The following is a 21,067-nucleotide window of genomic DNA, read 5'->3' on the forward strand; positions in this document are numbered from 1 at the left end:
TCCATTGAGCGACACCACCGACATGACGTCGGATGTCTCCCACGTCGCTGACGACGCCTCCACCGGCCGGCGCCGCCGCTCCGCCGGCAGCGGTCTCTCCGCGAAGCTGCTGCCCGAGTTGCAGACCATGGCAGCGGGGTTGGGTATCACGGGCACCGCACGCATGCGCAAGGGCGAGCTGATCGCCGCGATCACGGCCAGCCAGGGCGGCGGCGCACCGCGCCCCCGTGCTGACGTCGCCGCGGCCGCTGCTCCGGCTCGCGAGGAGGTGCGGGCCGAGGTCCGCGAGGCGGCGGGCGAGCCCGCGCCGACAGCAGCTGAGGGCACCGAACCGCGTGGCGAGCGCCGTAGCCGCCGCGCTCCGGAGCCCCGTGGTGAGGCGGAGGCGCCGGCCGAGGGCCGCGAGAACCGTCGCGAGTCCCGCCGTGAGCGCGCCGAGCGAGGCGACCGGGGTGACCGGCCCGAGCGCGGCGCCGACCGGCCCGAGCGCGGGGAGCGCACCGCCGAGCGTGGTGACCGTGCTGAGCGTGGTGACCGGCCCGAGCGCGGGGAGCGTGCCGAGCGCGGCGACCGGCCGGAGCGCGGGGAGCGTGCCGCCGACCGCGGCAACGACCGCGGTCCGGACCGTGGCGGCGACCGGGGTCCCGACCGGGGTGGCTTCGACGGTGACGAGGACGGTGACGGCCGTCGTGGCCGGCGCAGCCGGTTCCGCGACCGCCGCCGGGGCCGCGAGCGCGGCGAGACCGTCGGCGCTGCCGGCGGCGGCGGTGGCGGTGAGCCGCATGTGGGCGAGGACGACGTGCTCGTGCCGGTCGCCGGCATCGTGGACGTGCTGGACAACTACGCCTTCGTGCGCACGACCGGCTACCTCTCCGGCCCCAACGACGTCTACGTGTCGATGTCGCAGGTCAAGAAGTACGGCCTGCGCCGCGGCGACGCCATCACCGGCGCCGTCAAGGCCAGCCCGCGCGACGGCGAGCAGCGGCGGGACAAGTACAACCCGCTGGTGCGCCTGGACACCGTCAACGGCATGGAGCCCGACGAGGCCCGCCGCCGTGGCGAGTTCTACAAGCTCACTCCGCTGTACCCGCAGGACCGCCTGCGCCTGGAGACCGAGCCGCACATCCTCACCACCCGGGTCATCGACCTGGTCATGCCGATCGGCAAGGGCCAGCGTGCGCTGATCGTGTCCCCGCCCAAGGCCGGCAAGACCATGGTCCTGCAGGCGCTGGCGAACGCGATCACGACGAACAACCCGGAGTGCCACCTGATGGTGGTGCTGGTGGACGAGCGGCCTGAAGAGGTCACCGACATGCAGCGCTCGGTCAAGGGCGAGGTCATCGCCTCGACGTTCGACCGGCCGCCGCAGGACCACACCACCGTCGCCGAGCTGGCGATCGAGCGGGCCAAGCGCCTGGTCGAGCTGGGTCACGACGTGGTGGTGCTGCTGGACTCGATCACGCGTCTGGGCCGGGCCTACAACCTGGCCGCGCCGGCCTCCGGCCGCATCCTGTCCGGTGGTATCGACTCGACCGCGCTGTACCCGCCCAAGCGCTTCCTCGGCGCCGCCCGCAACATCGAGAACGGCGGTTCGCTCACCATCCTCGCCACGGCGCTGGTGGAGACGGGCTCCATGATGGACACGGTCATCTTCGAGGAGTTCAAGGGCACGGGTAACGCCGAGCTCAAGCTCGACCGGAAGATCGCCGACAAGCGCATCTTCCCGGCCATCGACATCGACCCGTCCGGCACCCGCAAGGAGGAGATCCTGCTGGCGCCGGAGGAGCTGGTCATCGTGCACAAGCTCCGCAAGGTCCTGCACTCGCTGGACTCGCAGGCGGCCCTGGATCTGCTGCTCGACAAGCTCAAGCAGACCCGGACCAACATCGAGTTCCTGATGCAGATCGCGAAGTCGACGCCGAACGAGTAACACCGCACCGTAAACACGGCGCAAGCGCCGGGCAGCCTCACGGCTCCCGGCGCTTCGTCGTGTCCGGACCGCGCCGGCCGGTATCGCGGCCGAGATCGCCCGACTTGCCAGGCAGGTGGGCGAATGCCGGATCAAGATACGCACAGGTGCCTGGCAGGTCCGGCGATCATGGCGGATGCGGGCCGGAGAACGGTCCGGCATCGGGGGATGTGCAATTACCTTTCGGGTTCTATTGTTTGTCTGAAGTTTTCCTTCAGGCATCCGCACTGCCGCGCGCGCCTCCCCGGAGGGGACTGCACTGGCGGCAGCACCCCACACCCCCGGGAGGAACCGTGCCTTCGCGAAGGCGGATACACCCCCTGCTCGTTGCCCTCACCGCGCTCTCCGTCACCGCAGGCGCGGCTCTGTCGCAGCCTGCCGCCGCGGCCGCGCCCGCAGCCCTGCCCGCCCCGGCCGGGCCCGCCCAGGGCGGTGCCGTCGTGGTCGGTCCCGACTACGTGGACACCCCGACCAGCACCCGTCCCGTGGCCCCCGGGGTCACGCTGACCTCGTTCGACCGGTACGACGCCCGCGGCTTCCTGCGCGCCGACGCGCTCTCCGTGGACCTGTCCGGCAGCGCCACCGTCGACTACGTGTTCCCGGGCGCGGTGGCCGCCACCCGGCCGCTGTCGCAGCAGCTGGCCGCCCGCGACGACAAGCGCGTCGTCGGCGCGGTCAACGGCGACTTCTTCGACATCAACAACTCCGGCGCGGCGCAGGGCGTCGGCATCCAGGGCGGCGCGCTGATCCAGGCCCCGGTCGCCGGGCACCACAAGGCCGTCGGCTTCACCGCGGGTGACGTGGGCCGCCTGGTCGAGGTGTACTTCGACGGCACCGCCACGCCCGACGGCGGCGCGCCGATCGCGCTCACCGGCTTCAACACCCACGTCCTGGCCGTGAACGCGGTCGGCGTCTTCACCGGCCTGTGGGGCGACGTCAGCCGCGCCCGGCCGGTGACCGGCGCGAGCCGGACCGCCGAGGTCGTGCTGCGTGACGGCGTGGTCGAGTCGGTCTCGGCGACGCCCGGCAGCGGCCCCATCGCCCAGGGCACCCAGGTGCTGCTGGGCCGCGAGGCGGGCGCGGACGCGCTGGCCGCGCTGACCCCGGGCACCCGGGTCACGGTCGCCTACTCCCCGCGCAGCTCGGACGGGGCGGAGCTGACCACCGCCATCGGCGGCAACGCGTGGCTGCTGCGCGACGGCCAGGTCACCGGCGAGGCCGCGGTCGACGCGGACAACCCGCGCACCGCGGTCGGCTTCGACGCCACCGGCACGAAGATGTACCTGCTCACCGTGGACGGGCGGCAGGCCGACAGCCACGGGCTGACCCTGCGCGACCTGGCCGTGATGATGCAGCGCCTGGGCGCGCACGACGCGCTCAACCTCGACGGCGGCGGATCGTCGACGATGCTCGCCCGCGAGCCCGGCACCGCAGTCCCGCAGATCGAGAACGCGCCGTCCGACGGCAGCGAGCGGCCCACGCCCAACGGCCTGGCGGTGCTGTCACCGGTCGGCAGCGGGCGGCTGCACGGCTTCTGGGTGGAGACCGCGACGGCCCCGATGACCGCCCCCACCCTCAACGACGTACGCGGGGGACGGCCGGACCGGGTGTTCCCCGGGCACTCCCGGCGGCTGACCGCGGCCGGGTACGACGAGAGCTTCGGCCCCGCCGCGGGCGCCGCGTCCTGGAGGGTGTTCCCGGCCCTGTCCGGCCGCGTCACCGACGGGTCCTTCCGTGGGCTGCTGCCGGGCGAGGCGACCGTCACCGCGTACCGCGGGGCGGCGTCCGGGCAGCTCGTCATGACGGTGCTGAACAGGCTGGAGCGGATCAGCCCGACCACCGGGCGGCTGTCGCTGGCCGGGGCGGGCAGCACCGGCGGCTTCGGCGTGCTGGGCTTCGACCGCGACGCGCTGAGCGCACCGATCGAGGCCGGCGAGGTCGAGCTGAGCTACGACACGTCGATCGTGGACGTGGCCCCGGACGGCGCGGGCGGCTTCCGGGTCACCGGTAGGGCCGACGGCGGCACCGTGGTCGAATTGACGGTCGACGGCAAGACGACCCGGGTCGGCGTCACCGTGGGCTCGCGCGAGGTGGTCGTCGCGAACTTCGACGACGCCGCCGCCTGGAAGTGCACCACCGCCCGTGCGACCTGCGCGGTCTCCGCCGTGCCGGGCCACGACGGGCTGGGCCTGCGCATGTCGTACGACTTCACCCAGTCCACCGGCACCCGCACCTCGTACGCGACCCCGCCGGCGCTCATCGAACTGCCCGGACAGCCGCTCGCGGTCAGCATGTGGGTCAACCCGGAGGCCGGGCGCGGCGAGTGGGCGCGGCTGCAGGTGTACGACGCCACCGGCGCGCTCGTCCCCGCGTTCAGCGGGCCGTACCTCACCGCCACCGGCTGGCAGAAGATCGAGTTCCCGGTGCCGGCCGGACTGCAGTACCCGCTGAAGTTCCGCTGGTTCTACCCGGCGGAGATCAAACCGGAGGCCTCCTACACGAACGCGATCGTCATCGACGACCTCGCGGTCAAGCTCCCGGCCACCATCGACGTGCCGGCCGACCCGGCGTACCAGCGGGACTTCGTGATCCGCGACGGCGCCGCGGCCGACGAGAAGTGGCGCTTCGCGGTGATGTCCGACGCCCAGTTCGTGGCCCGCAACCCCGACAGCGACCTGGTCCGCAACGCCCGGCGCACGCTACGCGAGATCAAGGCCGCCGCGCCGGACTTCCTCATCGTCAACGGCGACTTCGTCGACGAGGCGGCCCCGGCCGACATCGCGCTGGCCAAGCAGATCCTCGACGAGGAACTCGGCGGCACGCTGCCGTACTACTACGTGCCCGGCAACCACGAGATCATGGGACCGGGCAACCTGGACAACTGGCGGGCCGTGTTCGGCGACACCCACCGCGTCGTCGACCACAAGGGCACCCGGTTCGTCATGCTCGACTCCTCGAAGGGCACGCTGCGCGGCGGCGGGTTCGACCAGGTGCTGATGCTGCGCCAGGCGCTCGACGAGGCGGCGGACGACCCGGCGATCGGCTCGGTCGCGGTGTTCTTCCACCACCCGCCCCGCGACCCCACCCCGGTGCAGGCCAGCGAGCTTGCCGAGGCGAAGGAGGTCGCCACCGTGGAACGCTGGCTGGCCGACTTCCAGTGGGCCTCGGGCAAGGGCGCGGCCATGGTGAACAGCCACGTCGGCACGTTCGCGGCCAGTGAGGTCGACGGGGTGCCGTACCTGATCAACGGGAACTCGGGCAAGGCCCCGTCCACCTCGCCCGCCGAGGGCGGCTTCACCGGCTGGACCATGGTCGGCGTCGACCCGGTCAGCCCGCTGGAGTGGCTGGTGCCGCGGCTGTTCCCGCAGGCCGGGGTGAACGGCTGGTTCCACGCCGAGATCCGCCCGCACGTGGACGCGCTGGACCTGACCGCGCCCGCGACGCTCGCCGTCGGCGCGACCGGGCCGGTGTCGGCGGTGGTCACCCAGGGCGACCGGGCCGTCCCGGTGGCCTACCCGGTGTCCGCGGACTGGGCGGGCACGGTCCACATCGGCCCGGCCCGGACGGCTCCGCGTGACGCGGTCGCCGCGTACGACCCGGCGACCGGACAACTCACCGCCCTGCGTCAGGGCACGGCAACCTTGACGGTGACCGTCAACGCCGTCACCACGACAGCGACGGTCACCGTGTCCTGACCCGACCCGATCCTGCCCCTCCCACCCGGCCACCGGCCCGCCAGGCCGGCCGGTCTGAGCGGCACCTCTCCAACACTCGCGGCCACATAAGCCCCCGGAGGCCGCGAGTCTTGAAGAGTTGCGCCAGGAGGGAGGCCGGGCTGGTCAGGGGATGAGGTCGGTGACGGGGATGGCGGCCCAGTCGAGGCGGGGGACGGAGATGACGTCGCCGGGGTGGAACACGCCGGTGGACTCGTACACGTCGGTCTCGTCCAGCTGGTAGGTGTGCACCACGAGTTCGGGCAGCGGCTCGATGCGCCAGTAGCAGGGGATGCCCGCGTCGGCGTACTCGGCGTGTTTGTGCTTGCGGTCGGCGGTCTGCGTGCCGGGGCTGACGATCTCGACGGCCAGCAGCACGACCTTGGGCGGGAAGCTGAACCAGTCGAGGTTCACCGCGTCCCGGCGTACGACCAGCACGTCGGGGTTGCGCCGGTGGTCGTCGGCGAGGCGGATCTCCTGCTCGTGCAGCGCGGTCAGGTGCTCCGGGCACCGGCGGAGCAGGCTGGTCACGAGCCTCATCATGACGATCTGATGCCGGGCTGTCGGGGGAGTCATGACGTGCAGCACTCCGTCCACGAGCTCGATCCGGGGATCCGGGGGCAGGGCGTCGTACTCGTCAGGGGTGACCGTCACCGCGCTGGGCAGCGTGATGTGCGCCCCGTCCTGGGCGACCTTCGGCAACGGCCTGGTCATCTCGTCCTCTCACACCGACATCTGTCCATCAATGTTAAGAAGGGCACCTTCCTCTACCAATAGCGATGGCAAGGTGCCCTTCCTTCGGGCGGGGAGATTTGTCCGGATGGCGAGGTGGGTCAGAAGTTGCCCTCGGCGACCTGGAAGACGGTGAGGCCCAGGTCGCGCCACATGCGCACGACCTGGTTGCGGTCGTCGAGGACGGCCACGACGTACCAGGCGTGGCGGATGTCGTGCTCGAAGATCTCGCGCTTGACCACGGAGTCCTTGCGCTGGTCACCGGTGACGCGCATGTGCAGCGCCGCGTACGGGACGCCGACGTGCTGGTCCAGCCAGGCGGCGGTGGACTCGCGGCAGGCGTCGACGCGGCCGGAGCAGTAGACGATCGCGTGGCCCGCGGCGTGCAGGGCGCGGACCGCGTCGATCACCGGCTGGTGCGGCAGGTCGAGGTGGACGCGGGTGTGGTCGTACGGGCTGCGGTCGCCCATCAGCGCCACCGTGCCGTCGAGGTCCACCAGCACCGCCCGGGGCAGCTCCGGGTTCGGCTCGTAGACCAGGCGCGGACCGGGCGACGGCAGCACGAGCGGCTCGCGGTGGCCGGCGAGGTAACGCTCGTGAAAGCGCTCGATGACCTCGGCGCCGACCCGCTCGGCCTCGGGCCGGGCCGCGTCGCGCTCCAGGCAGACGGCCAGCGGCACGTCGGTGAAGTCGCGAAGTACGACCCGCGCGCCGCAGTCGACGGCGAGGTCGGCCAGCTCGCGTACGACCCGGGCGCGCAGGTTGGTGTCGTCGCAGATCACGTCCGCGCCCGCCTTCAGCAGCGCCTCGACCTGCGCCCGCTGCGCCACGGTGACCTGCCGCTCCGCCCAGCCCTCACCGAGGTTGCCGCCGTGCAGCATGCGCCGCAGGTCGTCGCGGTTGACCCGGACGCCGGGCTGGTCCTTGGCCCAGGTGGTCTTGCCCGAGCCGGGCAGGCCGCGGGTGATGGTGAGGGTGGGCATCGCGTCTGGCTCCCGTCGTGGTCATTCATCGTCGAAGGTACGGCCGTGCGGTCGCTCGTCGCCGTCGGGCTTGAGCGCCTCCCACAACTGCCGCCGGTACGGCTTGCCGTCCAGGTGCGCGAACAGGTAGCCGCGCAGCGGATGCCGCCCCGCGATCATGGCGTAGTCCTTGCGCGCCCAGCCCTCGGGCAGGCCCTCCATGATCTCGTCGTGCGCCTGTGCCACCTGCTTCTCCAGGTCGGCCAGGCCGGTGGTGAGGCGGGTGGCCAGCTCGGTGACCCAGCCGTGGAACTCGTCGGGCAGCGGCTCGGCGATCTCGGCGACCGTCGCGCCCTCGCCCAGCGCCGCCCATACGCCGCGGGCGCTCAGGCCGGTGACGATGCGGTGCAGGTGCACGTACTCCTCGTACTTGATCTTCACGCGGGCGTCCGTGGCGAGCGCGTGCACGACCAGGCCTTCGCGGCCCGGCCGGGCCGGTGCGGCCAGCGCCTGCCCGAACGTCGGGTACGCGAACGTCTCCACCACCGGGCCGGGCCAGTCGGCGACCGCGCTCGGCGGGAACGACCGGCCGGTCGCGATCTCCACCGCGCCCAGCAGCATCAGGTCGTTCATGCCGCCGTAGTCGACCACGATCCGGTTGCCCGGGTAGATGATCTCCGCGAGCACGGTCAGCCCCGCCGGGGGCGCCCAGTGCGGGTAGCGCCCGCGCAGCAGCGCCGTCGCGTGGCGGGCCTGATCCGAGGCGAACGAGCCGCGGGTGGCCACCGCCGGGCCGTCCGGGGTGGGGTAGACGATGCCCAGCGAGCCGTCGGCCTTGTCGGTCACCACCACCGGCTCGTCCAGGGCGATCACGGCCGCGCCCGGCTGCCCGTGGTTGAAGAACTTGACCAGGGGCCGCGCCAGCACGGTCCCCTCCGCATCACTGATCAATCCACGGCACGCGAGTGTCACCTCGTCCCAGAGGTTCGCGTACGTGCACTTCTCCGTGTAGTTGTAGATCGTGAGCGGCAGCTCCGGGTGGGTCTGCGCGCGGACGAGCCCCTCGGCCATGGCGTGGGCCAGGGCTCCGGGCGGGAAGATAGCGGCGAGGGTCGTTGTTGTGGTGGGGGACATGGCCGGTGACGCTACGAGACTTCCTCGCGAAACGCAGCCGAGTTAGCCGCTGCAGATCGCGAACGAGGTGGATGGCATACTGGTCAGTCGGCCACCGGGACTGGTTCACGCCCGAGCCGTCCGGACGTGCGTCCGGCGGTGTTGACAGCGACCCAGCGCCCATGAAAACGAAAGGACCGTGACTATGAAGTCCGGTATTCACCCGCAGTACAACGAGACCACCGTCACCTGCTCCTGTGGCAGCACCTTCACCACCCGCAGCACCGCCAAGGGCGGTTCGATCCACGCTGAGACCTGCAGCGCCTGCCACCCGTTCTACACGGGCAAGCAGCGCGTCATGGACACGGCGGGCCGGGTGGCCAAGTTCCAGGCCAAGTACGCCAAGGTCGCCAAGAAGGACGCCAAGTAGCTGTCGTGACGACGCCCGCTCCGTGTGTACGGAGCGGGCGTTGTGCTGTTGCAGGTCGTACCGCTGTCGAGTGAGGATTCGGACATGAGTAACGAACGGCTCACCGCGCTGCTGGCCGAGTACGCGGAGCTGGAGGCGCGGCTGGCGGATCCATCGATCCACGCTGACCAGGCCGCGGCGCGCAAGGTGGGGCGGCGCTTCGCCGAACTCACCCCGATCCACAAGACGGCGCACGAGCTGGACGCAGCCCGGGCCGATCTGGAGGCCGCGCGCGAGCTGGCCTCGATCGACCCCGACTTCGCGGCCGAGGCGGCGAGCATGGAGCAGCGCCTGCCGGAGCTGGAGGAGAAGCTCGCCGAGCTGCTCGCCCCGCGCGACCCCAACGACGCCAAGGACGTGATCCTGGAGATCAAGTCCGGCGAGGGCGGCGAGGAGTCCGCGCTGTTCGCGGGCGACCTGCTGCGCATGTACCTGCGCTACGCCGAGCGCCGCGGCTGGATCACCGAGGTCCTCGACTCCCAGGACTCCGACCTCGGCGGCGTCAAGGACGTCTCCGTCGCCATCAAGACCCGCGGCGTCCCCGACGGCGGCAACGGCGTCTGGTCCCGCCTGAAGTGGGAGGGCGGCGTGCACCGCGTGCAGCGCGTCCCCGCCACCGAGTCCCAGGGCCGCATCCACACCTCCGCCGCGGGCGTCCTGGTCATGCCCGAAGCCGAGGACACCGAGGTCGAGATCGACACCGGTGACCTGCGCATCGACGTCTACCGCTCGCAGGGCGCCGGCGGCCAGTCCGTCAACACCACCGACTCGGCCGTGCGCATCACCCACATCCCCACCGGCACCGTCGTGACCTGCCAGAACGAGCGTTCCCAACTCCAGAACAAGGACAAGGCGATGCGCATGCTGCGGTCCAAGCTCGCGCAGCTCGCCGAGGAACAGGCCCTCGCCGCCGCCGCGGACGCCCGCAAGGCCCAGATCCGCACGGTCGACCGCTCCGAGCGCATCCGCACCTACAACTACCCCCAGAACCGCCTGACCGATCACCGCATCGGCTACACGGCGTACAACCTCGACCTGGCCATCGGCGGCGACATGGACGGCGTCCTCGAAGCCCTCACCACCGCCGACCGCGCCGCCCGCCTGGCCGGCGAAACCGAACTCTCCCGCGCCTGACCCCGAGATCGCGACGATCTTGCGTGAACTGTGGGTATGACACGGGCAAAAGACCCGTATCCCCAACCGTTCGCGCAAGATCATCGCGATCTTGGGGTCAGTGGCCCGCGGAGTCGTAGCGGCGTAGGCCCTGGCGGAAGATGAGGCGGGCCAGGTAGACGCAGTAGACGGCGACCAGGGGCGTCAGCAGGCCGATCCAGGCGGATTCCTTGCCCAGCAGCCAGGAGGCGGGGAAGAAGCTGATGAAGGCGTACGGGACCAGGACGGTGAAGGTCGCGCGCACCGCGACGCCGTAGATGCTGAGCGGGTACTTGGCCATGTCGCCGGTGCGGATGAGGGTCATCGCGAAGACGGGGTGGTTGCCGCCGACCCAGAACGACGCCGCGTTGCCGAGCACGATCAGCGACAGCAGGATGGTGGCGCTGGCGGCCAGCAGGAGCAGCGCGCCGCCGATCCGGGCGGGGCTCCAGGCGATGTCGGAGTTGGCCAGGCCATAGCCGATCATCGCGCCGCCGCCGATGAGGTCGCCGACGCCGTGCATGCCGATGCCCGCGCTGACCACCTGGACCAGCACCGGGGCGGGCCGGATCAGCGGGTAGTCCAGCTCACCGTGGTTGATCTTCCCGGCGAGCCGCCAGGTGCCCTCGAAGAAGAGCGGCCCGAGGCCGTTGACGAAGCCGTACGTCCCGGCGAGCAGCACCGCCTCCGGGAACGACCAGCCGTTCAGGGCGGGCACGTGGCTGAAGACGGCGCTCAGGAAGATCAGATTGAGCACCTGGAACAGCAGCCCGGCGACGACGAGGATCCAGAAGTCGGCCTCGTACTCCAGCACCGCGCGCAGGTGCGCGCCTAGGCTGCGCCGGTAGATCCGCAGCGTGCGACGCACATCAGCCTCCGTGAACGGTGAGGGCGCGCAGCGCGCGCCGGAAGACGAGCCGGGCGCCCCACCACAGCACCAGCACCCAGGCGGCCTGCACGGCCAGCAGCCGCAGCGCCTCCCAGCCGGTGGCCTGGCCCAGGTAGAGCGCGGCGGGGGTGGCGGTGATGCTGGCGAACGGCAGCACCGCCGCAGGGCCGGCCAGCCACGCCGGCAGCAGCGCCAGCGGGATCAGCGCGCCGGAGAACAGGGTGACGATGGCGTCCTTGGCCCACGAGACGCCCATGAAGTTCTGCGTCCAGAAGCAGGCCATCGTGGTGATGTACGCGATCGCGAACTTCAGCGGAGCCACCAGCAGGAAGCTCGCGGCGAACAGCAGCGCCTGCGCCGGGCCGGGCACGACGAGGCCGCCGGTGAAGGTCACGATCGCCGTCGCGGCGATCGTGATCGCGATGAACTCCGTGGCCAGCCCGCCCATGTGCTCGCTGAACCGGGCCCACTGGTAGTCCAGCGGCTTGGTCAGGTCGGTGGCCACGTGGCCCTCGAGGATGCGCCCCGCCATCCACCAGTCGCCGTACGCCGAGCCGATCGCGCCCGTCGCCCAGCCGATCAGCAGATACGCCTTCATCTGGTCCCAGTCGTAGCCGCCGATCTCGCCCTGCGACAGCAGCGCGTGCCACACCGCGAGCGAGCCGGCCAGGAAGGTCGCGCCGCCGATCCACAGGATCAGCGAGTTGAGCCGGTAGGTGAGGATGCGGCGCGTCGACATCCGCAGCAGCCCCCAATAGGGCCTCATGCCCTCTCCCCGCTGCGCTCGGCGGCGTCGCGAGCCGGACCGGGCTCCGGTATCCGCAGCAGCTCCCCGGCGTAGACCTTGCGCACCACGTCCTCGATCGCCGGCTCGTCCAGGTGCAGCTCACCGACCTCGACGACGTCGAGCACCCCGGCGATGATCTGCCCGGCGGTGTGGGTGAACCGGTCGAAGGTGACGGTGACCTCGGTCGGGGCGTCGCCCGCGACGACCTCCACGTCGGGCAGCCGCTCGGCGAGCTTCTCCACCGGCGTCGGCTCGGCCAGTTGCAGGCGCATCCGGCGTACCCGCGCGAAGCGGTCCTTCATCTGCGCCAGCGGACCGTCGAAGATCTTGCGGCCCTCGTCGATGATGACGATCCGCTCGCACACGTCCTCGATGTCGCCCAGGTCGTGCGTGGTCAGCATCAGCGTCGTGCCGTCCTGGCGCAGCTCGCGCAGGAACTGCCGGACCCGGTCCTTGACCGAGATGTCGAGCCCGATGGTCGGCTCGTCCAAGTAGACGATCTTCGGCTGGTGCAGCAGCGCGGCGGCCAGGTCGGCGCGCATACGCTGGCCCAGCGACAGCTTGCGGGCCACCACCGGCAGCAGGTCGGCCAGGCCGAGCACGTCGTCGAGGCGCTCCAGGCGCTGCTTGTAGAAGGCGGGGCTCAGGTCGTACATGTCGCGCAGCAGGGCCAGCGACTCGCGTACCGGCAGGTCCCACCACAGCTGGGTGCGCTGGCCGAACAGCACGCCGATGTTGCGGGCGTTGACCATGCGATCGGTGTGCGGCTCGGCCCCGGCCACCCGCACCGTGCCCGACGTCGGCACCAGGATGCCGGTGAGCAGCTTGATCGTGGTCGACTTGCCCGCGCCGTTGGGCCCGACGTACGCCACGGACTCGCCGGCCTCGATGGACAGGTCGATGCCGTCCACCGCCCGGAACTCCTTGAAGCGCCGTTGCACCAAGTGTTTCAGCGAGCCGCGAAGACCCGGATCCTTCTCGGGCCGACGGAAGATCTTCGTCAGCCCCTGGGCCTCCACCAATGACATGCCGCGACCCTCTCAGCGCGCTCGCCGGGGGGTCAACCGGATTCTCGCGCCCCGGCCGTTACCGTGATCGGGTGCCCGCCCTCTCCGCCCAGCTCCGCTCCGCCGCGTCCCGGCTCGCCGCGGCCGGGCTGGACTCGCCCCGGGTGGAGGCGGAGCTGCTGGCCGCGTACGTGCTGGGGGTGGCCCGCGGCCGGCTCCTGCTGATCGACTCGGTCACCGAACCGCAGGCCGAGGCGCTCGACGAGCTGGTGACCCGCCGCGCGTCGCGGGTGCCGCTGCAGCACCTGACCGGCACCGCCCCGTTCCTCGACCGCGAGCTGCTGGTCGGGCCCGGCGTCTTCATCCCGCGCCCCGAGACCGAGCTGCTGGCCCGGTGGGGGATCGAGTCCCTGCACGGCGTCGCCGAGCCGGTGGTGCTGGACCTGTGCAGCGGATCCGGCGCGCTGGCCGTCGCGCTGGCCGACGCGCGTCCCGACGCGACCGTGTACGCCGTCGAACGCAGCGACGACGCCCTGCCCTGGCTGCGCCGCAACACCGCCGGGACGCAGGTCGAGGTGATCCCGGGCGACGTCCGCGACGTGCCGCTGCCCGCCCCTGTCGACCTGGTCCTGTGCAACCCGCCCTACGTGCCCCTCTCGGCGCCGGTGCCGCCCGAGGTCGGCCACGACCCCGCCGAGGCGGTCTTCTCCGGCGAGCACGGCCTCGACCTCATCCCCGTGATCATCGCCCGCGCGGCCGAGGTCCTCGGCGACGGCGGCCGCCTCGGCATCGAACACGACGACACCCATACCCCCGCCATGGCCGCCCTGCTCGCCGGCTGGCGCGACGTGACCACCCACCCCGACCTCGCCGGCCGCCCCCGCTTCACCACCGCCCAGAAGTAAGGAAGGGCGCCTTCACATCGCCATGGGTAGAGGAAGGGCACCTTCTTAACCTCTCCGCCCCCTGCTCGTGCCACGCGACGGTCCGCGGCGGAGGCGGCCGGGGCTGATCGCCCGCCGCGGCGCGTCAAGATCGCTCAACTTGCCCGGCACCTGTGCGTATCTTGAGGTGGCATGCGCCCATGTGCCAGGCAAGTCGGGCGATCTTGAGCCGCCGCGGCGGGCACTGCCGGGATCCGGCGGACCTGCTGTCCGGTGGGTGGGAGCCGTGTGTGCCGGATGCGAACAGCGCATGACAGACTGGCTCACCGTGAGGCTCTACGACTGCCGCAACGTCATCGAACGTGACCGCGGGATCCAGGCCGCGATCGACGCCGTATCCAGTGGCGACCTTGTGGTCCTGCCGACCGACACGGTGTACGGCATCGGCGCCGACGCCTTCAAGCCCTGGGCGGTGACCAACCTGCTCAGCGCCAAGGGGCGGGGCCGGCACATGCCGCCGCCGGTGCTGGTCGGCTCCCGGCACACGCTGGACGGACTCGTGATGCGGCTGCCGTCGGTGGCCCGCGACCTGGTCGAGGCCTTCTGGCCGGGAGCGCTGACCATCGTCGTCGAGCAGGCGCCGAGCCTGCAGTGGGACCTCGGCGAGACCGGCGGCACGGTGGCCGTACGCATGCCGCTGCACCCCGTCGCGCTGGAGGTGCTGCGCAAGACCGGCCCGATGGCCGTCTCCTCGGCGAACCTCACCGGCCAGGCCGCGGCGCTCACCGCCGAGCAGGCCCGCGACCAGCTCAGCTACAAGGTCAGCGTGTACCTGGAGGCGGGGGAGTGCCCCAGCCCGGTCCCGTCGACCATCGTGGACGTCACCGGCGACCGCCCGCGGGTGCTGCGCGCCGGCGCGATCAGCCTCGACCAGCTGCGTGAGGTCGCCACCGACATCCAAGGCCCCGAGGAGTCGTGATGGCGCCGTTCACGGTCCTGCACGTGTGCATGGGCAACATCTGCCGCTCGCCGATGGCCGAGCGCTTGCTGGCGCTGGCGGTCACCGAGCAGGCCGGACCGGTGGGCGCCGACCTGGTGCTGTCGCACTCCGCCGGCACCGGCGGCTGGCACGAGGGCGAGGAGATGAACCCGCCCGCGGCCCGCCAGGTGCGCTCGCGCGGCGGCTCGCCCGACGACTTCAGCGCCCGCAAGCTGCGCGCCGAGCACATCGAAGCCGCCGATCTGATCCTCACCGCGACCGCCGACCAGTACGACTACGTGGTCGCGCTGCGCCCCGACGCCGCCGACCGCACCTTCGTGCTCGGCGAGTTCGGCCGCCTGCTGCCCTCCGTCGACCCGTCGACCCTGCCGGCCGTCGCCGACCGCACCCCCGACGCGGTCTACGAACGCGGGGTGGCCCTGGTCGCCGCCGTCGCCGCCGCCCGCAACGGCGAGCCGGCCCAGGCCAAGGACGACCTCGACGACCCGTGGGGCCGCGGTGACCAGGTCTTCGCCCGCGTCGGCGACGAGATCCAGTCCACCGTCCTGCCCCTCACCGCGGTCCTCCTCCCACCCCTCCCGTGACCGACCCCACGCCCCCACCTGGTTGATCATGAACCTGTGGCACGGTTGGTCGGCGTGTCGTTGGCACAACATCCTGATGACCTTGAGGCGTGAATGCTCGGTAAGCGGCTGAAGTTCCTGCCGTTCATGCTCGGTGTGACCGCGGCGGTGGCCGTGGTGGCGCCGCTGGTGGCGTACCTCACCGTCGGCTCGCAGGCCGCGGTCGGCGTGCTGGCGGGCGTGGCCCTGGTCGCGGCCAGCTACCTGCTGTCCAGCTTCGTGATCGCCTGGGCGGACTCGATCAACCCGAAGATGGTGCTGTCGGTCGGTTTGCTGATGTACGGCGTCAAGTTCACCGTGCTGTTCCTGGTGCTCGCCGTGATCGCCAAGTCGGGCTGGGCCGGGCTCAAGCCGATGGCCATCGGCATCGGCATCGCCGCGATCGCGTGGACCATCGGCCACGGCTGGTGGCTCTGGCACGCCAAGATCCCCTACATCGACGAGCCCGAGAAGTAGCTGATCATGAACTTGTGGCCGAGACACACCGTCGAGCCGTGCCATAAGTTCATGATCAACGCGGCAAGTCCCCGCTAGCCGAAGATGGGTGGGCGGCAGGGGTCTTTGACGGCGCCGGAGATGAGGTTGTCGCCCTCGGTGTCCTTGCGGGAGGTGCGGGACCAGTCGACCACGGTGCGGAAGGTGCCGGAGCGGCAGCTGATGGTCAGGTCCTTGGTCTGATACTTGAGCTCGGCGGCGTAGGTGGCCTTGCCTTTGAGGGTGTGTGTGCGGGAGGCCACACTGCGCCATACGTCACCGTCGCGGCGCTCAAGTTTGATCTTCAAGACGAGCTTCTCGGCGCCCGGCGTGGCGCAGCGGTAGCGGACGCTCCCGGCGAAGTTGTCCCGGTCCTCGTCGGCCTTCGGACCATCGACGATGACCGTGCAGTGCACTGGCTTGGTCGATTCCTTGTCGTCGTTGCCCCGCGGCTCACAACCGCTGCTCAACGCTGTGAGCAGTACGAAAACTACGGGTATCGTGAGCTTGCGCATCGCCGCACCGCCGTGGGGGAGAACGGAAGGGTTCTCTCCATCTCAGCGGTTCGACGCGGTTAAATCAACATCGATCTCATTGTGATGGAAGATGACGCAGCGCCGACCTGGTGATGAACATCGCTCGCGTACGGGGGGTGCGTCGGCCGCTGCAGGGGGTGGCTGATATTGTTCGCCCCGTCATGGCCGATGACCAGCCTCCGAAGCGCCCTCACGCAGAGGGCGCCGATGCGGGTTGGGCGGCCATCGGGTATCTCCTCGGCGGAATGATGGTCTGGGGAGGGGTCGGGTGGCTCATCGATAAGTGGCTGGGACTCCCCAACGTCGGGCTGTTGATCGGTTTGATCGGCGGCGCGGCCGCCGGGGTCTATCTGACCGTGAAAAGACTGGACGGGTGACCGTGCCCGATCGACGGAGGATGACAGGTTGATTACGCAGCCGGGTTTCCTTGCCTCGGAGTTTCCTCCTGGCGTGGATGTCTTCGACTACAAGTCCCTGATCCCGTCGCTCGAAGACAGCATGTGGGGCGGGGCGTTCACGAAGCTGAGCCTCCTGGTCTGGATGGCGGTCGCCATCGTGATCATCTTCTTCCTGGTGACGTACCGCAACCCCACGCTGGTGCCGACCAAGAAGCAGTGGCTCGCCGAGTCCGTCTACGGCGTGGTGCGCAACAACATCGCCACCGACATCATCGGCCCGCAGGGCGTGCGCTTCGCGCCGTACCTGGCGACGATCTTCTGCTTCGTCTTCGTGACGAACCTGTGGAGCATCGTGCCGTTCGCGCAGATCTCGCCGAACTCGCACCTGGCCTTCCCGGTCGTGCTCGCCGTGCTCACCTGGTTCGTCTACATCGGCCTGGGCATCAAGAAGCACGGCGTGCTGGGCTACCTCAAGCACTCCACGGTGCAGCCGGGCGTGCCGTGGTGGGTGCACCCGATCCTGGTTCCGATCGAGTTCCTCTCGAACCTGATCCTGCGCCCGATCACGCTGGCCGTCCGTCTCTTCGCGAACATGTTCGCCGGCCACATGATCCTGCTGGTGTTCACCCTCGGTGGCGTGGCGCTGTGGAACGCGGGCCCGCTGCTGCTCAAGCCCGCCGCGTTCGGCAGCTGGGCGTTCGCCATCGTGATGACGCTGTTCGAGCTGTTCATCCTGAGCCTGCAGGCGTACGTGTTCACCCTGCTCTCGGCGACGTACTTCCAGAGCTCGATCGCCGACGAGCACTGAGTTCCGGCGCACCGAGACACTCGCGCCCCTCCGGCGCGACACACCCTGGCTTTTCGATCCACAACTGAAGATCGTTCATACCTGTAACCAAAAAACGTGCGCGTGACTGGCACGCGTCCTACTCAGGAGGAAACCAACATGACCGGCAGCCTTAACGTCATCGGCTACGGCATCGCCGCGCTGGGCCCGGGTATCGGCGTGGGTCTGGTCTTCGCCGCCTACATCCAGGCGACCGCCCGTCAGCCCGAGAGCGCCGGCCTGACCCGCACCTACATGTTCATGGGCTTCGCCGTTGTCGAGGCGCTCGCCCTGCTGGGCCTCGTGCTCGCGTTCGCCCTCAGCTAAGCCGGGTCCCGAGCGCCGAGACGATCCGGTGACCGGTCCACGACGACCGGTCACCGCCGAAGGGGAGTGACCTATGTACATCGCACAAGAGGCGCCTGGCGCGCCCGCGGAGCACGCGGAATACAACGTGCTCGGCGTGCCGCTGGCCGAGGTGATCGTCGGCCTCATCGCTTTCGGCGTCCTGCTGTTCGTGCTGACCAAGTTCGTGTTCCCGCGTATGGAGAGCATGTTCCAGCAGCGCGTCGAGGCCATCGAGGGTGGACTCGTCAAGGCGGAGAAGGCTCAGGCCGAGGCCGCCGCCCTGCTGTCGCAGTACAAGGCGCAGCTGGCCGAGGCTCGCACGGAGGCCGCGCGCATCCGTGACGAGGCCCGTGCCGACGCCGAGGGCATCCGTGCCGACGTGCTGGGCAAGGCTCGCGAGGAGTCCGACCGCATCATCGCGGCCGGTCGCGAGCAGCTGGCCGGCGAGCGGGCGAGCATCGTCCGTGAGCTGCGCGGCGAGATGGGCGCGCTGGCGGTCAGCCTGGCCGGCAAGATCGTTGGCGAGTCGCTGGAGGACGAGGCCCGTCGTCGTGGCACCGTCGAGCGCGCGCTCGCGGACCTCGAGAGCGCCGGAGCCCGCTGATGCAGGCGGCAAGCCGAGAGTCGTACGCCGCTGCGCGGGCGGCGCTGGAGGCCTCCGCAGGAGGCGCCGGTGCCGCCGCCACGGCGGTGACGGCGCAGGAGCTGCTGTCCTTCGCGGACCTGCTGGGCCGCGAGCCGCGGCTGCGCCGCGCGCTGTCCGACCCCTCCCGTCCGGGCGAGCAGCGCGGCGAGCTTGCCGCGAGCCTGCTGCAGGGCAAGGTCGGCCAGGGTGCCATCGACCTCGTCAAGGTGCTCGCGTCGGGCCGCTGGTCGGCCGCGTCGGAGCTGCTGGAGGCCGCTGAGCGGCTCGGTGTCGACGCCCTGCTGGCCTCGGCCGAGCAGTCCGGCGACCTGAACGAGGTCGAGGACGAGCTGTTCCGCTTCGGGCAGATCGTCGACGGCGACCCGCAGCTGGCCGCCACGATCGGCGAGTTCGTCGTGCCGGTGGCGCGCCGGGCCGAGCTGGTCCGGGGCCTGCTGCAGGGCAAGGCGAAGCCGGTGACGGTGACGCTGGCGGAGCTGGCGGTGCGGGGCTTCGGCGGCCGCTCGTTCGGCAACGGCATCACCCGCCTGGTGGAGCTGGCCGCGGAGCGCCGCGAGGCGCAGGTCGCCTACGTCACGGTCGCGGAGTCGCTGACCGAGGCGGAGGAGGCCCGGCTGGCCTCGTCCCTGTCCGCCATCTACGGCCGTCAGGTCTCGGTGAAGGTAACCGTCGACCCCGCGGTGCTGGGTGGGCTGCGCGTGCAGGTCGGCAGCGACCTCTACGACGGCACCATCGCACGGCGGCTGGCCGCAGTCCGCAACGCGCTCGCCGGAAAGTGAGCGCCGGAGGGCCGGCTGACGCCTGGATGCGCCGCTTGAGCGGTGGCGCGCCGGGACGAACCGCACTCCGTGAGAACCGCAACCGAACCTGACTTTTGACAGTCACGACACCCGTTAGGAAGCTGAGGATGGCCGAGCTGACCATCTCGTCCGAGGAGATCCGTGGAGCGCTTGAGCGTTTCGTCTCCTCGTACGCGCCCGAGATCTCCCGCGAGGAGGTCGGCGTCGTCACCGAGGCCGGTGACGGCATCGCCAAGGTGGAGGGTCTCCCCTCGACCATGGCCAACGAGCTGCTGGAGTTCGCGGACGGCACCCTGGGTGTCGCGCTGAACCTCGACGTCCGCGAGATCGGTGTCGTCGTTCTGGGTGCCTTCGAGGGCATCGAGGAGGGCCAGCCGGTCAAGCGCACCGGCCGGGTTCTCTCCGTGCCGGTGGGCGACAAGTTCCTGGGCCGCGTGGTGAACCCGCTGGGTGCGCCGATCGACGGCCTGGGCGAGATCGCCAACGAGGGCTTCCGTGAGCTGGAGCTGCAGGCCCCGAACGTGATGGTCCGCAAGTCGGTGCACGAGCCCCTGGCGACCGGCATCAAGGCCATCGACGCGATGACCCCGATCGGCCGTGGCCAGCGTCAGCTGATCATCGGTGACCGCAAGACCGGCAAGACCTCGGTCGCGCTGGACGCGATCATCAACCAGCGTGACAACTGGAAGTCCGGCGACCCGGTCAAGCAGGTGCGCTGCATCTACGTGGCCATCGGTCAGAAGGCCTCCACCATCGCGTCGGTCAAGGGCACGCTCGAGGCGGCGGGCGCGATGGAGTACACCACCATCGTCGCGTCGCCGGCCTCGGACCCGGCCGGCTTCAAGTACCTGTCGCCGTACGCCGGCTCGGCCATCGGCCAGCACTGGATGTACGCCGGCAAGCACGTTCTGATCGTCTTCGACGACCTGAGCAAGCAGGCCGAGGCCTACCGTGCCGTGTCGCTGCTGCTGCGCCGCCCGCCGGGCCGTGAGGCCTACCCGGGTGACGTCTTCTACCTGCACTCGCGTCTGCTGGAGCGCTGCGCGAAGCTGTCGGACGAGCTGGGCGCGGGCTCGATGACCGGTCTGCCGATCATCGAGACGAAGGCCGGCGACATCTCGGCGTTCATCCCGACCAACGTCATCTCCATCACCGACGGGCAGATCTTCCTCGAGGAGTCCCTGTTCAACTCGGGTGTGCGTCCGGCCATCAACGTCGGCACGTCGGTCTCCCGGGTCGGTGGCTCGGCGCAGACCAAGCCGATGCGCAAGGTCTCCGGCCGCCTGCGTCTGGACCTGGCCCAGTACCGCGAGCTGGAGTCGTTCGCGGCTTTCGCCTCGGACCTGGACAAGACCTCGCTGGCCCAGCTGGAGAAGGGCGGCCGGCTGGTCGAGCTGCTCAAGCAGCAGAACTTCTCGCCGTACCCGATGGAGGAGCAGGCCGTCTCGATCTGGTCCGGCACCGAGGGCAAGCTCGACGACATCCCGATCTCCGACGTGCGCCGCTTCGAGGCCGAGTTCCTGCAGCACCTGCGCAGCTCGCACAGCGACGTGCTGAAGACGATCGCGTCCGGCACCTGGGACGACGACGTCGCAGCCAAGCTCGACACCCTGATCACCGAGTTCAAGAAGGGCTTCCTGCCCGTCGAGGACCAGGCGATCGTGGACGTCGACGCCGACGCGCTCGAGGGCGACGAGAAGACCGAGACCGTCACCCGCATCGTGGCTGAGAAGAAGTAG

Annotated in this window: 21 protein-coding genes; 14 read left to right on the plus strand and 7 right to left on the minus strand. The window is 70.7% G+C overall.

The genetic code is table 11. The features are described from left to right. The first annotated feature begins 4 nt into the window (after window positions 1-4). Window positions 5-1,930 carry a transcription termination factor Rho gene (gene rho, locus F6W97_RS19640; RefSeq protein ID WP_155371900.1) on the plus strand — a complete coding sequence of 642 codons (1,926 nt, stop codon included), beginning with the start codon at window positions 5-7 and terminating at the stop codon, window positions 1,928-1,930. 332 nt (window positions 1,931-2,262) lie between these two features. Continuing rightward, window positions 2,263-5,664: a phosphodiester glycosidase family protein gene (locus F6W97_RS19645; protein ID WP_230686822.1), complete on the plus strand. Its 3,402-nt coding sequence runs from the start codon at window positions 2,263-2,265 to the stop codon at window positions 5,662-5,664. A 144-nt stretch (window positions 5,665-5,808) separates the two neighbouring features. Here F6W97_RS19645 and F6W97_RS19650 read toward each other — a convergent pair whose 3' ends face one another. The 3 genes from F6W97_RS19650 to F6W97_RS19660 form a co-directional block, all read right to left on the minus strand. Further along, a complete protein-coding gene (locus tag F6W97_RS19650; protein ID WP_155371902.1) occupies window positions 5,809-6,396 on the minus strand; it encodes a Uma2 family endonuclease in 588 nt (195 codons plus the stop codon). A 119-nt stretch (window positions 6,397-6,515) separates the two neighbouring features. Next, window positions 6,516-7,397 carry a phosphatase domain-containing protein gene (locus F6W97_RS19655; protein WP_155371905.1) on the minus strand — a complete coding sequence of 294 codons (882 nt, stop codon included), beginning with the start codon at window positions 7,395-7,397 and terminating at the stop codon, window positions 6,516-6,518. Between the two features lie 21 nt (window positions 7,398-7,418). Further along, the gene (locus F6W97_RS19660; RefSeq protein WP_155371907.1) at window positions 7,419-8,510 is read right to left on the minus strand and encodes an RNA ligase; all 1,092 of its coding nucleotides are present in this window, start codon (window positions 8,508-8,510) and stop codon (window positions 7,419-7,421) included. Between the two features lie 184 nt (window positions 8,511-8,694). On the opposite strand from F6W97_RS19660, the gene rpmE reads away from it, so the two are divergent. Then, on the plus strand, window positions 8,695-8,919 hold the full coding sequence (rpmE, locus tag F6W97_RS19665) for a 50S ribosomal protein L31 (RefSeq protein WP_120318328.1): 225 nt from the start codon (window positions 8,695-8,697) through the stop codon (window positions 8,917-8,919). 84 nt (window positions 8,920-9,003) lie between these two features. Beyond that, window positions 9,004-10,092, plus strand: coding sequence for a peptide chain release factor 1 (gene prfA / locus F6W97_RS19670; RefSeq protein WP_155371908.1), 1,089 nt, complete (start codon window positions 9,004-9,006; stop codon window positions 10,090-10,092). 97 nt (window positions 10,093-10,189) lie between these two features. On the opposite strand, the gene F6W97_RS19675 is transcribed toward prfA, so the two are convergent. The 3 genes from F6W97_RS19675 to F6W97_RS19685 are packed head-to-tail and all read right to left on the minus strand — an operon-like array spanning window position 10,190 to window position 12,814. Further along, window positions 10,190-10,978, minus strand: coding sequence for an ABC transporter permease (locus F6W97_RS19675; protein ID WP_155371910.1), 789 nt, complete (start codon window positions 10,976-10,978; stop codon window positions 10,190-10,192). 1 nt (window position 10,979) lies between these two features. Continuing rightward, window positions 10,980-11,765, minus strand: coding sequence for an ABC transporter permease (locus tag F6W97_RS19680; RefSeq protein WP_155371912.1), 786 nt, complete (start codon window positions 11,763-11,765; stop codon window positions 10,980-10,982). After that, entirely contained in the window at window positions 11,762-12,814 is a 1,053-nt protein-coding gene (locus tag F6W97_RS19685; RefSeq protein WP_196279239.1) for an ABC transporter ATP-binding protein, read from the minus strand. The genes F6W97_RS19680 and F6W97_RS19685 overlap by 4 nt, the downstream gene beginning before the upstream one ends. Between F6W97_RS19685 and prmC the strand changes: the two genes are divergently transcribed. The 4 genes from prmC (at window position 12,808) to F6W97_RS19705 (ending at window position 15,756) form a co-directional block, all read left to right on the plus strand. Then, window positions 12,808-13,698 (plus strand): peptide chain release factor N(5)-glutamine methyltransferase, encoded by an 891-nt coding sequence (gene prmC / locus F6W97_RS19690; protein WP_155371914.1) that lies wholly within the window; start codon window positions 12,808-12,810, stop codon window positions 13,696-13,698. The two genes, F6W97_RS19685 and prmC, sit on opposite strands and share 7 nt — an antisense overlap. Before the next feature lie 289 nt (window positions 13,699-13,987). After that, on the plus strand, window positions 13,988-14,656 hold the full coding sequence (locus F6W97_RS19695) for an L-threonylcarbamoyladenylate synthase (protein ID WP_155371916.1): 669 nt from the start codon (window positions 13,988-13,990) through the stop codon (window positions 14,654-14,656). Continuing rightward, window positions 14,656-15,261 (plus strand): arsenate reductase/protein-tyrosine-phosphatase family protein, encoded by a 606-nt coding sequence (locus F6W97_RS19700; protein WP_155371918.1) that lies wholly within the window; start codon window positions 14,656-14,658, stop codon window positions 15,259-15,261. The genes F6W97_RS19695 and F6W97_RS19700 overlap by 1 nt, the downstream gene beginning before the upstream one ends. A 93-nt stretch (window positions 15,262-15,354) precedes the next feature. Then, window positions 15,355-15,756, plus strand: coding sequence for a hypothetical protein (locus tag F6W97_RS19705; protein WP_155371920.1), 402 nt, complete (start codon window positions 15,355-15,357; stop codon window positions 15,754-15,756). 74 nt (window positions 15,757-15,830) lie between these two features. Here F6W97_RS19705 and F6W97_RS19710 read toward each other — a convergent pair whose 3' ends face one another. Continuing rightward, entirely contained in the window at window positions 15,831-16,289 is a 459-nt protein-coding gene (locus tag F6W97_RS19710) for a hypothetical protein (protein WP_155371922.1), read from the minus strand. A 182-nt stretch (window positions 16,290-16,471) separates the two neighbouring features. On the opposite strand from F6W97_RS19710, the gene F6W97_RS19715 reads away from it, so the two are divergent. The 6 genes from F6W97_RS19715 to atpA all read left to right on the plus strand — a co-directional run bounded on the left by F6W97_RS19715 (window position 16,472) and on the right by atpA (window position 21,067). Then, window positions 16,472-16,687: a hypothetical protein gene (locus tag F6W97_RS19715; RefSeq protein WP_155371924.1), complete on the plus strand. Its 216-nt coding sequence runs from the start codon at window positions 16,472-16,474 to the stop codon at window positions 16,685-16,687. Window positions 16,688-16,715: 28 nt separating this feature from the next. Beyond that, window positions 16,716-17,516, plus strand: coding sequence for a F0F1 ATP synthase subunit A (atpB, locus tag F6W97_RS19720; protein WP_407924590.1), 801 nt, complete (start codon window positions 16,716-16,718; stop codon window positions 17,514-17,516). A 138-nt stretch (window positions 17,517-17,654) separates the two neighbouring features. After that, the gene (gene atpE / locus F6W97_RS19725) at window positions 17,655-17,861 is read left to right on the plus strand and encodes an ATP synthase F0 subunit C (protein WP_155371925.1); all 207 of its coding nucleotides are present in this window, start codon (window positions 17,655-17,657) and stop codon (window positions 17,859-17,861) included. Window positions 17,862-17,934: 73 nt separating this feature from the next. Next, window positions 17,935-18,486 (plus strand): F0F1 ATP synthase subunit B, encoded by a 552-nt coding sequence (locus F6W97_RS19730; RefSeq protein ID WP_155371927.1) that lies wholly within the window; start codon window positions 17,935-17,937, stop codon window positions 18,484-18,486. Next, window positions 18,486-19,307, plus strand: a complete 822-nt coding sequence (locus tag F6W97_RS19735) for a F0F1 ATP synthase subunit delta (protein WP_155371929.1) — start codon at window positions 18,486-18,488, stop codon at window positions 19,305-19,307. The genes F6W97_RS19730 and F6W97_RS19735 overlap by 1 nt, the downstream gene beginning before the upstream one ends. 128 nt (window positions 19,308-19,435) lie before the next feature. Next, complete coding sequence (gene atpA / locus F6W97_RS19740) at window positions 19,436-21,067, plus strand: F0F1 ATP synthase subunit alpha (protein ID WP_155371931.1); 1,632 nt, start codon at window positions 19,436-19,438, stop codon at window positions 21,065-21,067.

It is taken from the genome of Catellatospora vulcania (assembly GCF_009720385.1).
Lineage (GTDB): Bacteria > Actinomycetota > Actinomycetes > Mycobacteriales > Micromonosporaceae > Catellatospora > Catellatospora vulcania.